At 68.9% G+C, this 12,085-nt stretch carries 14 protein-coding genes and 5 pseudogenes; 9 read left to right on the top strand and 10 right to left on the bottom strand.

The annotated features are described in order from the left end of the window. Positions 1-105, top strand: a pseudogene (locus E1165_RS30180) (IS5/IS1182 family transposase); the annotation flags it as partial. Between the two features lie 24 nt (positions 106-129). On the opposite strand, the gene E1165_RS24695 reads toward E1165_RS30180, so the two are convergent. The 4 genes from E1165_RS24695 to E1165_RS24680 all read right to left on the bottom strand — a co-directional run bounded on the left by E1165_RS24695 (position 130) and on the right by E1165_RS24680 (position 3,575). Further along, complete coding sequence (locus E1165_RS24695) at positions 130-1,560, bottom strand: NF041680 family putative transposase (RefSeq protein WP_243704978.1); 1,431 nt, start codon at positions 1,558-1,560, stop codon at positions 130-132. 164 nt (positions 1,561-1,724) lie between these two features. Next, positions 1,725-2,348, bottom strand: a complete 624-nt coding sequence (locus E1165_RS24690; protein ID WP_132394127.1) for a GPP34 family phosphoprotein — start codon at positions 2,346-2,348, stop codon at positions 1,725-1,727. 1 nt (position 2,349) lies between these two features. Then, entirely contained in the window at positions 2,350-2,745 is a 396-nt protein-coding gene (locus E1165_RS24685; RefSeq protein ID WP_132394126.1) for a GntR family transcriptional regulator, read from the bottom strand. 5 nt (positions 2,746-2,750) lie between these two features. Then, positions 2,751-3,575, bottom strand: a complete 825-nt coding sequence (locus E1165_RS24680) for a hypothetical protein (RefSeq protein ID WP_243704976.1) — start codon at positions 3,573-3,575, stop codon at positions 2,751-2,753. Positions 3,576-3,948: 373 nt separating this feature from the next. Between E1165_RS24680 and E1165_RS24675 the strand changes: the two are divergent. The 8 genes and pseudogenes from E1165_RS24675 to E1165_RS24645 all read left to right on the top strand — a co-directional run. Next, positions 3,949-4,299, top strand: a pseudogene (locus tag E1165_RS24675) (hypothetical protein); the annotation flags it as partial. A gap of 7 nt (positions 4,300-4,306) precedes the next feature. Further along, complete coding sequence (locus tag E1165_RS24670; protein WP_243704977.1) at positions 4,307-5,269, top strand: TRM11 family methyltransferase; 963 nt, start codon at positions 4,307-4,309, stop codon at positions 5,267-5,269. Positions 5,270-5,423: 154 nt separating this feature from the next. Then, a complete protein-coding gene (locus tag E1165_RS30175) occupies positions 5,424-5,582 on the top strand; it encodes a hypothetical protein (RefSeq protein WP_243704975.1) in 159 nt (52 codons plus the stop codon). Between the two features lie 1,279 nt (positions 5,583-6,861). Further along, the gene (locus E1165_RS24660) at positions 6,862-7,263 is read left to right on the top strand and encodes a YbaB/EbfC family nucleoid-associated protein (protein WP_132394124.1); all 402 of its coding nucleotides are present in this window, start codon (positions 6,862-6,864) and stop codon (positions 7,261-7,263) included. Further along, positions 7,250-7,570, top strand: a complete 321-nt coding sequence (locus E1165_RS24655) for a type VII secretion target (RefSeq protein WP_132394123.1) — start codon at positions 7,250-7,252, stop codon at positions 7,568-7,570. The genes E1165_RS24660 and E1165_RS24655 overlap by 14 nt, the downstream gene beginning before the upstream one ends. Beyond that, positions 7,567-8,256 (top strand): WXG100 family type VII secretion target, encoded by a 690-nt coding sequence (locus E1165_RS30170; RefSeq protein ID WP_243704974.1) that lies wholly within the window; start codon positions 7,567-7,569, stop codon positions 8,254-8,256. The genes E1165_RS24655 and E1165_RS30170 overlap by 4 nt, the downstream gene beginning before the upstream one ends. Then, positions 8,199-8,849 carry a hypothetical protein gene (locus E1165_RS30165; RefSeq protein WP_243704973.1) on the top strand — a complete coding sequence of 217 codons (651 nt, stop codon included), beginning with the start codon at positions 8,199-8,201 and terminating at the stop codon, positions 8,847-8,849. The genes E1165_RS30170 and E1165_RS30165 overlap by 58 nt, the downstream gene beginning before the upstream one ends. A gap of 4 nt (positions 8,850-8,853) precedes the next feature. Further along, positions 8,854-9,084, top strand: a complete 231-nt coding sequence (locus E1165_RS24645; protein ID WP_036374390.1) for a hypothetical protein — start codon at positions 8,854-8,856, stop codon at positions 9,082-9,084. 50 nt (positions 9,085-9,134) lie between these two features. Here E1165_RS24645 and E1165_RS24640 read toward each other — a convergent pair. The 6 genes and pseudogenes from E1165_RS24640 to E1165_RS30160 all read right to left on the bottom strand — a co-directional run. Further along, positions 9,135-9,664, bottom strand: a pseudogene (locus E1165_RS24640) (kinase). Between the two features lie 48 nt (positions 9,665-9,712). Next, positions 9,713-10,375 carry a pentapeptide repeat-containing protein gene (locus tag E1165_RS24635; RefSeq protein WP_132394122.1) on the bottom strand — a complete coding sequence of 221 codons (663 nt, stop codon included), beginning with the start codon at positions 10,373-10,375 and terminating at the stop codon, positions 9,713-9,715. A 61-nt stretch (positions 10,376-10,436) separates the two neighbouring features. After that, a complete protein-coding gene (gene amcA, locus E1165_RS24630; RefSeq protein WP_132394121.1) occupies positions 10,437-10,619 on the bottom strand; it encodes a multiple cyclophane-containing RiPP AmcA in 183 nt (60 codons plus the stop codon). Next, positions 10,616-11,752 carry a cyclophane-forming radical SAM peptide maturase AmcB gene (gene amcB, locus E1165_RS24625; RefSeq protein WP_132394120.1) on the bottom strand — a complete coding sequence of 379 codons (1,137 nt, stop codon included), beginning with the start codon at positions 11,750-11,752 and terminating at the stop codon, positions 10,616-10,618. Before amcB ends, amcA begins: the two co-directional genes overlap by 4 nt. Continuing rightward, positions 11,749-11,961, bottom strand: a pseudogene (locus E1165_RS24620) (hypothetical protein); the annotation flags it as partial. The gene amcB and the pseudogene E1165_RS24620, both read right to left, overlap by 4 nt. A gap of 19 nt (positions 11,962-11,980) precedes the next feature. Next, a pseudogene (locus tag E1165_RS30160) lies at positions 11,981-12,085 on the bottom strand (IS5/IS1182 family transposase); the annotation flags it as partial.

Below are 12,085 nucleotides of genomic sequence, written 5' to 3'. Positions count from 1 at the left end.
ATCGCCCGACTCAAACGCCACCGCGGCGTGGCCACCCGCTACGACAAGTTAGCCGTCCGCTTCCAGGCCGTCCTGACCATCACCATCATCTGCGAGTGGCTCTGACCCGCTTATGAAACACGCCTTAACTTAGCCTTTAACCTGTGCGTCGTGGCCTCGGGTTATTCGAGGTTTTCGTTTTCTTGGTGGTGTGCTGTTCGGCTTGTTGCTGGTAGCGGTGGTGACGATGTGGACGTCGTGGCGGGCGGCTCGGTGGCGGTTGGGGTGTCCCGGGGGTCGACCAGGGCCTGGTCGGCTGGGTTTCGGTGCGGCGGCCGGGCAGCCGGCTTTGGTGCGTAGGTGCCGAAACGCGCGGCGGACGCGGGCAGGTGAAAGCCGTTCGGGTGGTGCGGGGCGTTCCCAGGGCCGGCGGAGGTCGTCTGCGGCGGTGCGGGCCAGCCGGAGTTGGGTGTAGGCGGCCAGCACCAGCCAGGTCCAGCGGTCGGCCGCGTGCGGGTCGCGCAGCTTCGGGCTGGTCCAGCCGAGGGTCTGTTTGAGCATGCGGAAGGTGTGCTCGATGTCGAAGCGGCGCAGGAACACCTGCCAGAGCAGGTCAACCTCGGCACGGGTGGCGGCCGGCTGGGACCACCACAGCCAGACCGGTTTCGCGGTGGCGCCGCTGGGCAGCCGGTCGACGGTCAGCAGGATCACGGTGCCTTCGATGATCGGCAGCGGGCCGTGTTGGGCGGTCCAGGCGGTGCGGTGGGTCAGCCTGGGGTGCAGCCGGTGCCAGGCCCGCGCGGTCGCGGGGCCGTAGAGACGGGTGTCGGTGGTCGTAGCGGCGTCCGGGTCACCCCAGCTGTCCGGGTCACCGAAGATGAACTCGCCGCCATGCCGTCGTGGGCGGCCGGTGGTGCCGGGCAGCCGGGGTGGCGCGGGCCGGCGCAGCACCCGGTCGGAACGCATCCGCACCAGAACCTTCACCGGTAGATCAGCCAGCAGGAACGCCAGCCGGGGCCCGTCGTATCCGGCATCCGCGACGATCCACACGTCCGGATCGCCAGGCTGCCACTGCCCGGCAGTGATCAGCCGCTGCACCACGTCCCGCACCTGCCCGGCGGTGACCGTGGCAGCGTCATCGCCGGGCGCCAGCCGGCGGGCGTCCAATGGCGCGGTCCACGAGGTGCGTCCGGTCTCCAAGGCGGTGACGAACGAGTACGGCCAGCCCGGAACCCCGACGTGGGTGTCCTTGCCGCGCCCGTAGGTATGGCACAACACCCGCTGCGGGCAGGTGTGCGCCTCCGGCCGCAACCAGCACGTCACGTCCACCGCCAGGACGATCCGCCCGTCCGCGGCCCGCGGCAGTGGCACCGCCGCCACCGTGGTCCGCAGTCGCTCGACGTCAATCCGTCCGCGATTCAACGCCGCGTACAGCGAGCCGTGACCGCGGCGATGCTCACCCACCAGCGACAACTCCACCAGCGACCGCACTGGCGCGTCACCGCACAACAGCGCGTCTGCCAGCTCGAACAACGCATCCCGACGAGCGATCAGACAACGATGGAACTCACGCCGGAACACGGCCAGCCGCCCGATCTCATCAGTCGACCCGGCATCATGCACACTGATCACCAGACAGCCCTTGGTTCTTGATCTTCTTCCCTAGACAAGAAGAATGATCAATCAAGGGCTGTCCCCGTGATCAGCCGGGGTCGATTCCGCCGCCCAGCCGGTCAAAGATCAAGTTAAGCCTCACCGATCGCAGCGGCCTGGATCGCTTTGTACAGGGCGGGGCCGATCGGTCCGCTGAGCTTGGTGAGTTCCTGGATGCGCTGTTTGTTGGCGCGTTGGGTCTTACGGTCGAGGACGAGTGTGAGATCGCCGGCGGCGATGATGGCCACGAGTGCGGCGTCGGCGGGGTCGATGCTGCCGATGGGTCTGGTCAGGGTGGTGTTGACCCGGCCGAGGAGTTCCTTGCGGACGCGGGGGTCGCGCATGGTCACCTTGGTGGTGGGGAACAGCCCGAGGATTTTGTCGGATTGGAGGTGGACCCAGCCGCCATCGTTGAGCTGCTGGCGTAGCGCTCGGAAGGTGGCGCGCTGCCTGTGGCCGATCCAGGACTGCCATGTGTGTGGCTTGGAGCCGGCGATCTCGTTGAGGAGCGCGTCGAGGACGGGATCGCGGCAGGGGTGCCGGACGTCAATGGCGGCGCGGCCGCGTTCGTCGGTGAGGTGGCCGCCCAGGTACAGGTCGGCGAGGGCCGCGGCGCGCAGCAAGGGCCCCAGGTTGGCGCCTAGGCCGACCTTGCCTTTGTCCGGGTTGTAGGCGAGCAGGAAGATGCGCTGGGGGAGGCTGTGGGGTACGGCCATGTCATGCTTCTTTCGGGTCCGCTGTGGCGGGGGATACTGCGATGCCCTTGGTCAGCGCCGCTTGGACGATGCGGATGGCCTCGTTGGTGTCGATGCCGACGCTGGCGATGACGGCGGCGTAGTCGGCGGCGGCGCGACTAGCCCGCTCGCGTCCCCTCTCGCCGGCCGCGGACACGAACGAGCCGGCTGGTCCGCGGGTCTCGATCAACCCTGCCTCCTCCAGCTCCCGGTAGGCCCGGCCGACGGTGTTGACGGCCAGGCCGAGGTCTGCGGCCAGACGGCGGATGGTCGGCAGCCGGGTGCCCACGGCAAGCGTGTGGTCCTGGATCTGCCGGGCGAGCTGAGCACGCAGCTGCTCGAACGGCGGGACGGGCGACGCCGAGTCGATGACGATCATTCGGTTCACGGTGCGCTCATGACGTGCCGTGCCACCGTGGCGCTCCGCGCGGTCCGCGCCTCGATCAGGGCTAGGGCGATGACGCTCAGGACGATGAAGGCGAGCCAGGCAGCGGTCCACCACCCAGATGCGGTGCTGAACACCGACACGACCGGCAGCAACCACACCGACCACACCGCGGTCGGCACGGCGCCGACTCGAGCGTCCTCGACCCGCATGATGACGTCGGCGGTCAGCGAGACCTCATCGTCTGCCACGACCGGGTGCGTCAGCACATGGCGCAGCTGGACGACAATGCCGACCGCGAGCCCGCACAGCCCGATGAGCAGGATGACCGCCGCGTACCTCGCGGTGGAGTCGTGCAGTGTCAGGGCCCCGATCGCCAGCGCCGTCGCGCCCGCGATCGTGGTAACCGCGAACGCGGCACGCGGCCAGCCGAGCACGGTACGCCAGCCGAGCCGAACCGGGTAGGCCGCCCGTCGCGGCAACCTCGCCCCGGCGCGCCGGTCGACCCGCCGCACCCACCAGTCCAACAACGACTGGGCAAGCACCAACCCGACCACGAGCGCCGTCAACACCAGCAGCAACCAGCGCCGGTACCCGGAGCCGTCAACCATGCCGCCGGTGTAGGTGAGGGCAACGGCGATGATGAACGCGGCCAGCAGGACGGAAGCGGCCAGCCGGGCACGTCGCCGGACCGCCAGCCGCGTGGCCAGCAACGGTGTCGGCCGGACGTCGGCCAGGCCGTGCTCGGCCAACCACGCGCCGGCCCGCTCAAGGTCCGCCGGACGCACCGGCGGGCCAACCTTCGGCATGGTTCCGTTCGGCATGACGCCTCCTATGTCTCATATCTTGTCTTAAGATGGTGCGTCAAGCATTGCGACAAGTCAACCCGGACACGGAGCACCGGCGCCGGTTCTGCACCGGGCTCCATGCGCCAGCAACCACCTGGTACGGCGCACCCGTCGTCGTCGGTCCGGTGGCCTGCTCGTTGTACACCCGTGCCAGAACGCGGCGCCCAGCACTTGGCCGGGCACCGCGACGCCCCAAACCCAACAGAGATGTTCAGGAGCAGCAGTATGAAGCGCCCGTCGGCAGCCGCACCCTGGTCGGCGCTTCGGGCTCAGGCCGGGTCATGTGATGCTCCTCCGAAGGGTGTTCAGGCCGAGGACGGTGCGGGCGAGCTGCTGCACCACGACGACCTGCGCGCGGCTGCTGCGCCCCGGCGGCTGCCTCGTCCTCGTCGTCGGCGTGCCCGCTGGTACGCAGCCCACGCCGGAGGACTTCGGGCCGCTCGTGGCCGCAGCCTCCCGGGCCGGGCTGGGCTACCTGCAGCACATCGTCGCCGTCGAGGCCGACACCGACAGCGACCAGTTCGTCCACCACGTCGCCGACGAGAAACTGCTCACCCTGGCCCACGCCGACCCCGAGCAGTGGTCGGTCGCCCACCTACGGGTGCACGCCGACCTGATGGTCGTCACCCCGCAGCACCCCGCCCCCGCGGCCGGGTCGGCCCGTCGCCGTGACCGCGACGGCGGTGAGCGCCGTGCCTGAGCAGACCATCACCGGACAGCACGACCCGAACGAGCCGGACACCAAAGGCCTCGCCGCCAGCGAGGACTACCAGGGCCGGCACCGCGAGTACGAAGGCCGCCACCGCGCCGAGGCCGACGGCTTGTCCGTCTGGGCCACCGCCCAGTCGACCGGCCCTGTCCAGCGACGCGGCCGGTACGTGCCGGAATCGGTCAAGCATCCCGCCCGGATGCTGCCGGCGATCGCCGCCCACGCGATCTCCGCCTACACCCGGCCCGGCGACCTGGTCCTGGACCCGATGTGCGGCATCGGCACCACCCTGGTCGAGGCCATCCACGCCGGCCGCGACGCCCTCGGCGTCGAATACGAGCCGCGATGGTCGAACATCGCCGACGCCAACATCCGCCACGCCCATGACCAGGGCGCGAGTGGACGGGCGTCGGTGATCCGCGGCGACGCGACCCGACTGATGTCCCTGGTGCCGAAGGCCCTCACCGGGCAGGTGGCCCTCGTCGTCACCTCCCCGCCGTACGGACCGACCGTGCACGGCCTCGTTCGGCCCGGCGCGGACGGGGTCGTCAAGTACGACGACCGCTACGGCGAGGACAAAGGCAACCTCGCCTACCGCGACCTGACCGGCCTCGCCGACGGGTTCGCCCAGATCCTGCGCGGCTGCGCCACCCTGCTACGACCCGGCGGCGTCGTCGTGGTCACCGCTAGGCCGTGGCGCAAGCGCGGCGAACCGGTCGACCCGCCCAGCGCCGTCATCGCCGCCGGCCTGCGCGCCGACCTCGTCCGGATCGAGCGGTGCGTCGCGCTACTCGCGGCCGTCCGCGACGGGCAGCTCGTCGCCCGCCCGTCGTTCTTCCAGCTCCAGCAAGTCCGCAAGGCCCGCTCGTCCGGGGTGCCGATGCACCTCATCGCGCACGAGGACGTCCTGATCTTCGCCAAGGAGACGCAGCCAGAGAACGGAACCGGGGTGGTCGCATAAGCGCACCCACCCACCGCTACCTGTCCCTGGGCGCCGGAGTGCAGAGCTCCACTCTCCTGCTGCTCGCCGCCCAAAGCAAGATCCCTGGGTTCGGCGCGGCGATCTTCGCCGACACCTCGTGGGAGCCGGCAGCGGTCTACCGGCTCTGGACCGCATGACCGGCATCGCCCAGCAGGCCGGAATCGAGGTCGTGCGCGTCAGCACCGGTGACATCCGGGCTGACGCGCTCGACCCGAACCACAGGTTCGCCTCCATGCCCCTGTTCACCCTCGGGCCCAACGGTGAGCGGGGCATGGCCCGCCGGCAGTGCTGAGTTAACTGCACCAGGGAGCTACCTGATCATGGTGCAGTTCATCCTGACTCAGGGAGCTTGACGTTTGATCTGCGTGCGCTGTTGGTAGAAGGGCAAGGGACAGCCCCGGACGTGGGGGCAGTAGCTCCCAGTGGTCTACTGCATCCGCCGTTCGTTGTTCGTGACGTCCATAATGCCGAGATCGAGCCGGTGACCGGCTTTCTCCGCGAGCTCGCACAAAAGCTTTTTGATCGAAGAAGAATGGTGGCGTCGACGGTTGCGACGCCGTAGGTGTGCGCCGCAGCCACAGGCGGGCGCGGGAGACTGCGGCAAGGCGCACTGTGGAGTTGTCAATGAACACGCCGACCGGCGCACCGGCCGACCCGAAGACGGATCAGGGCAGCAACGACCGACACGACCACCAGTGAGGCGGTCACGGCAGCGGGAACAGCGGTAGCAGTTACGGAGGGCAGGGCAGGGCGGCACGGTGCCGCGCCGGCAGCGGGCTCGCCTCAGCCTGGGACAGGTGCTCCGGGAGCCGTCGACATCACGACGGCCCGGTGGGGCGTCGACTCAACCCACCGGAGAAAGATCCTTCATCGCGAACCCCCTGTCACTCGAAACCATCGACGGCCCGCCCACTCCCGAGCCTCGAACGACCGGCGACGCCCCCGAAGGAGCGCCACCACCCCGGCCGATCGAACCCGGCAGGCAGACCGCCACGCGGTCGCGCTCGTACCAGTACGCCTCCGCCGGCAGCACCCTGTCAACCAGCACCACCGACAGTCGATCACGACGTTTCCGGACCCAGCCGGACGCGCTGACACCCACCAACCCGTACTGGTCTCCAGCGGGACGGATTTCCGGCCGAAAATGGCAGAAGAATCTTGGCCCGTCTGTTCAGCTATCTCACCTTGTGAGACAGCGCTCCCGCTGACCGAGTCGGCCAGGGCCGCCGGAGTCGCACGGCCGGGCTCGCCCGCAACAGCAAGAGCGAACGCCGGCGGACCCGGCGCGGCCAGGCTTCCTTCGGTAACGAGCCACTTGCCCTGAGCTCCTCGGCTGCTCACTGGGAGTCACCAGGCTACGAGCCAGCCGCGCGCCGGTTATCAATCAGGCCGCCTCCAGCGGCGGCCGACCATCCGCAGGTGCAGCGGTGCGCCTCGACGTGCGCACGTCCGGCGACAGCGCGATTGCGGCCCGCACGGCCACCGAGGCACCACGCAGCGCCATCGATTGATAACGTGAGGCTGGACATCATCGGCCGTTCAACGGCGGTGTCCGTTGGGGAGGGTCACACGTGTGGTCGGACGAGGCTGCGCTCGAGGCGGCGGCACGCCGGCTCGACAGTTGGGAATCGTCCATCGTCGAGCGGGCGGCGCAGGCCAAGGCGCTGTCTGCGCAGGTCCAGCAGCTGACCGGAACGGCGCGCAGTCCGGATCTGATGGTCGAGGTCACGGTTGATTCAGCCGGGATGCTGGTCGATCTGCGGCTGGACGAACGCACGCGACACCGCCCTGCGGCGGACACCGCACGGCAAATCCTGGAAACCACCCGGGCCGCGTACAGTGATCTGCTGCGGCAGATGACCGAGGCGACCACCGGCACCCTCGGTGACGACGATCCGACAGCGGTAGCGCTCGTCGACTCGTACCGGCGCCGCCTGGACCCTGGCCCGGACGCTTCGAATGCCCGTCGGTGACGGCATTCAGGTCGATCCCGACGACCTGACCCACCATGCCGCGCGTCTCGACCGGATCGCCGGCAGCCTCGACACTGCCCGACAGGCTGGCCAGCATGTCCGACTCGGCACCGATGCGTACGGACAACTGTGCGTGATCATGCCCATGTTGCTCGACAGGCTCCAGGACACCCTCGTCGACGGTATCGACAGCGCCGCCGGTTCGGTCCGCGACACGGCCGACAAACTACGGACGACCGCCGCTCGCTACCGGGCCTCCGACGCGCGGGCGGAGCGGCTGCTCCGGCAGGCACGCGACGACCAGTGACGGCCAACCCGCTCGTCGCCACCGCCTCCGACGCCCCACCCAGCGCCTGGGCTGGCGTGTGGATCTGCGAGGACATCGAGCTCATCGCCCAGGGTGTCCGCAACGGCAGTTGGATCGACGGCAGCCTCGGCGTGGTCAGCGCGGGCCTGGATGCCCTTGCCTTCGTCTCCGACCCGGTCGGTGCGGTGCTCCAGTACGGCATCGCCTGGCTCATCGAGCACGTCAAACCGCTCAGTGAGGCACTGGATTGGCTCGCTGGCGACCCTGCGCAGATCACCGCCCACGCGCAAACCTGGCGGAACGTTGCCGCGTCGCTCCGCGAGGAGGTCGCCGCGCTGTCCACCTCCGTCCGCGCTGACATCGCAGAGTGGGGCGGCACCGCCGGCCCTGCCTACCGGGCCTGGGCCAACGAGCAGCAGCAAGCCATCATCGGGCTCGCCCAAGGCGCCGACACCCTCGCCGCCATCACCGAAGGCGCGGCCGCCCTCGTCGCCGCCGTCCGGCTGCTGGTCCGCGACGCCATTGCCACCTGCGTCTCCCGTCTGATCGTGTACGCGGGCGAACTGGTCGTCACGGCAGGGTTCGCCGCCCCGCTGGTCGTGGAGCAGGTGACGACGACGGTGGCGGCGTGGGCAGCGCGGATCGCCCGACTGCTGCGGGGCTGCTGGCGAGCCTGCAGCGGTTGATGCCGGAAATTCGCCGACTCGGTGATCTGATCGAAAGACTGAAACAGGCGTTGAGCCGGCTCACGAACGCACCCCACGGCCGTCCGAGCGGGGCAGCCGAAGACGTGCTCGGAGTCCACGGAGGCCACACCACCCGCCCTCGCAACCTTGCCGACTACGAACGTCAGGAGCGCTGGGCCAGCGAGGCGTATACGGCGATCCGGCAGCAGGACGATGCTGGGGTCATCGCCCGCAATCTGACTGACGCGCCTCGCCTCGATGGTTCCCGGGGCTTCTTGCTGCAGGAGATCGAGCAGATCCGCCGGCACATCTTCTTCGAAGAGCATCCGATGGACGACTACGCGGGCGGGATCGTCCGCCAACGGTACGACCCGAGCGCGCCGATGGCCGAGGCGTGGCTGCGCCTACGACGGGGTGACCCGCTGCCGGAGGACTACAGGCTACTGGAGCACGAACTGGCAGAATCGCGGTACTACCAGGCGCATCCGCAGGCGGATTACCGGGAGGCTCATCTCGCCGCCAACCGGGTGTCGAACTGGGAGGCGTCGATCCCCGACCCCACGTACGAGGACTACGCGAGATTCGGAGAATAGCGCCATGGGCATGATGGTGGTCGCACGTCGTATCGAGGCATCCGTGGACGAGGTGCGGTACGAGTTCGGGTTCGAGGACAGGTTCGACCGGGTGCTGACGATTGATCCGCACACGCTTGAGGCGCGGGTCGAAGACGGTGACTTCAACGCCGCTGCGAGCGCCATCACGGCCAAGATCGTAAACGCGCGGCGCTCCGCTGGCGACTTCCCGGCAAGGATGATGTTCGCCAGTTGAGCCGAGCGGTACGGCTGGCATTCGCCCATCCTCACAAGGGAGCGCCGGGGTTACGAGACGATCGGCAGCAGGTCGTCGTTGCGTCCGGTCTGGGGTAGCCCGGCGGCTGCGGCGATAAGCTCGACGGCCTCGTCGAGTGTGGTGGTCTCCGCCAGGACGAGTTCGTCGGGCCAGTCCAGGACGTCCCGGGCGGCGTACCAGCCGCTCATGTGCTCGACGGTGAACTCGCTGGCCTGCGGACGGGTCAATTGCCGCCGCAGCGTCTCGGGCAGGGACACATCGAGGTAGCAGAACAGCGACCGCCCTCGGTGGCCGTCACGCAGGGCGGTCAGCATGTTCCGGTAGCGGTCGCTGTGCATGACGCCGTCCAGCACCACGTGGTAGCCGTGATCGAGCGCGAACCGGACGGTCTGCGTGATCAACGCGGGGGCCCACCGCCGGGCTTGTCCCGCTCGCGCAGCACGATCCGGCGCAGGTAGTCCTGCTCGGCCAGGGCGCAGCCCCGGCCGTGCCGACGCCGCAACTCCCGAGCGATGCTGCTCTTACCCGAACCGGAGTTACCCCGGACGCAGACGAGGATCGTGTCCGGGCTGCCAGTAGGTCCATGGGCACGATGCCCTCCTCGGAGTCAGTTGTTGCGGACGGCGAGGTCGAGTGCGTCGATGGTCAGCTTCGTGAAGTCGGGCAGTTGATCCTGACTGATCGTGACACCGCGCAGATTGTCGAGGGCGATCTTGAGTCCGTGGAGACGGCTGCCCCGCAGATCGGCGCCGTCGAGATGGCAAGAGTCGATTTCCATGCCGTCCAGGTTGCAGGACCGCAGCGCGATGCCCGGGAGGCGGCAGGTGGACCAGGTGGCGTGGGCGAGGGTGCAGTCGGCAAAGGCGACGGATCCGGCGGCGGTGACGCGGTGGAAGGTGGCGTAGTCGAAGCGGCAGCCGTCGAACACGACATCCTTAAGGCGTACGTCGGTGAGTCGGGTGCCAGTGAACCGTGAGCCGGTGATGGCGCACCGGTCGATGGTGGTGCCGGTCAGGGTCGCGCCGGAGAAGTCGGTGCGGATGATTTCGCAGCCGTAGAGGCTGCCGGCCTCCCAGGTGCTCTCGCTCAGGTCCACGCCGGTCATCAGGCTGCTGCGGATGCTGGCGTCCTCCAGGTGCGCACCGTGCCACGCCGCGCCCTCGACGAGGGCCTCGGTAAGGCCGTCGGTTAGGTCGGACGTGGTGTCGAGGTCGTCCGGTTCGAGGTCCGGCAGTAGGACCTTCACGTCGCCGATCGTGGTGGTGCGCATGTGTCCTCAACCTGTGTAGGTGCGGGGTGGGCACGCCACCCCGCGCGTTCCGTGGCGGGGGCTACCTCTTCTTGTTCCAGTTGTCCCAGCCGGGCCGGCTGTCGAACTTTCCTCGGTTGTCCCAGGTGGGGCGGTTGTCGAACTTTGCCGCGTCGATTGACGCTACCGACCGCTGCGGGTCGACGCCGAGGCGGGCGAGTTGCTCGGGTGGGGCGTTGACGAGGACCGCTAGGGCGTTGGTCATGATCGTCCTCCTTGTCGGGTGAGGTGGTCCGCGGTGGCGCGGACGAGGGCCTGTCGGGTGGTCCGGCAGTAGGTGGTCTCACGGACGGTGAACGTCGCGCGCTCGAAGTAGCGGTTCCCGGCCTGGGCACCACGGCAGAAGTCGTAGAAGGAGCAGTGGTCGGCGCAGTCGTTGAGGGCCGTGACGAACTCGGCGACGTAGTCCAGGTCGCCGGCGCGGGCGAGCATGGCGGTGATCGGCTGATGGAGGACGTTGCCGGCGATGAAGTCGCCGTATCGCGGCTCGGTGATGCCGAGCAGCTCCGGTGACAGCAGCACCACCTGCCCATCCCAGGACACCGTTGGAATCGGGTCGTACGGGGCGTGGTCGACGCGCCCGGCTCGGGTGGCGGCGAGATAGTCGGTCAGCCGGTCCACGTCGCGGATCCGCAGCGGGTTGCCGCCGACGCGACGTTTGATGAGGTGCTGCCAGAACCGGTACGCGGCGTCCTCCGATACCGGTGCCCGGTCGGCCCCCTCCTGCTCTTCGATGTTGAAGCCCACCGACTCGCAGCCGGGCAGGCCGGTGAAGAAGTCGATAAGGGCGTCCGCGTGGTCGATGGTTTCCGGGGTGACCACACAAATGACCGAATACCTCAGCCCCGCGTCGGCCAGCGTGTGCATGCCGCGCAGGGTGCGGGCGTCCGTCGGGTTGCCGGACCGGTCGAGGCGGTTCCGGTTCAACGCGCCGGGTCCGTCGATGCTGACCCCGACCTCGAACCCGTGAACGGTGAACAGCTCGCACCACTGTCGGTTGATCAGCGTTGCGTTCGTCTGGATCTCGTGACGCACCATCCCCGCGCGCCGCAGCTCCTCGAACGGGGCCAGCAGGTCCCGGAACAGCCCGATGGGTGTGGCGGTGGGTTCGCCCCCGTGCCACACGACACTCACCGGACGATCGCTGTTCTGCTCGGCGATCGACTCCGCGCAGGCCTGCGCGACCGCGTCACTCATCAGGCGGAGGGATCTCCGGTCGGGCAGGTAGCAGTAGGTGCAGTCGAGGTTGCAGAAGCTCGTCGGCTGCACGACCAGGGTGTGGAGGCTGCCGGCAATCGCCGGTTGGCCGGTGGCGTTGATGAGGCCGATGCCGTTCACGAGGAGGCCTCTTCGATGCTGGCGGCCGTGGTGGTACCGACGCGGTAGGAGTGGGTGTGGCGGGCGGGCCAGCCGAGGAACCGGTCGAACATGTCGGCGGTGCTGCCTGTGACGCTCGGGTTGAGCCGGTGCAGGTCGTCGATCGCGTCGTGCAGGCAGCCGGCCAGGTAGAGGAACAGGCTCACCGGCACTTCTCGGTACTCGGCTAAGGCGTGTTTCATAAGCGGGTCAGAGCCACTCGCAGATGATGGTGATGGTCAGGACGGCCTGGAAGCGGACGGCTAACTTGTCGTAGCGGGTGGCCACGCCGCGGTGGCGTTTGAGTCGGGCGAT

Origin of the sequence: Micromonospora sp. KC723 (assembly GCF_004348595.1) — a bacterium.
In the GTDB taxonomy this organism is placed as follows: Bacteria; Actinomycetota; Actinomycetes; order Mycobacteriales; family Micromonosporaceae; genus Micromonospora.
Note: the sequence above shows the minus strand (reverse complement) of the source record. Positions and strands in the feature narration are given on the sequence as shown.

Bases quoted from the DNA above. Each gene is read 5' to 3' on its own strand.
- E1165_RS24690 (WP_132394127.1), bottom strand. From the start codon at position 2,348: ATGGCCGTACCCCACAGCCTCCCCCAGCGCATCTTCCTGCTCGCCTAC.
- E1165_RS24685 (WP_132394126.1), bottom strand. From the start codon at position 2,745: ATGATCGTCATCGACTCGGCGTCGCCCGTCCCGCCGTTCGAGCAGCTG.
- E1165_RS24680 (WP_243704976.1), bottom strand. From the start codon at position 3,575: ATGCCGAACGGAACCATGCCGAAGGTTGGCCCGCCGGTGCGTCCGGCG.
- E1165_RS30175 (WP_243704975.1), top strand. From the start codon at position 5,424: ATGACCGGCATCGCCCAGCAGGCCGGAATCGAGGTCGTGCGCGTCAGC.
- E1165_RS24655 (WP_132394123.1), top strand. From the start codon at position 7,250: ATGCCCGTCGGTGACGGCATTCAGGTCGATCCCGACGACCTGACCCAC.
- E1165_RS24645 (WP_036374390.1), top strand. From the start codon at position 8,854: ATGGGCATGATGGTGGTCGCACGTCGTATCGAGGCATCCGTGGACGAG.
- E1165_RS24635 (WP_132394122.1), bottom strand. From the start codon at position 10,375: ATGCGCACCACCACGATCGGCGACGTGAAGGTCCTACTGCCGGACCTC.
- amcA (WP_132394121.1), bottom strand. From the start codon at position 10,619: ATGACCAACGCCCTAGCGGTCCTCGTCAACGCCCCACCCGAGCAACTC.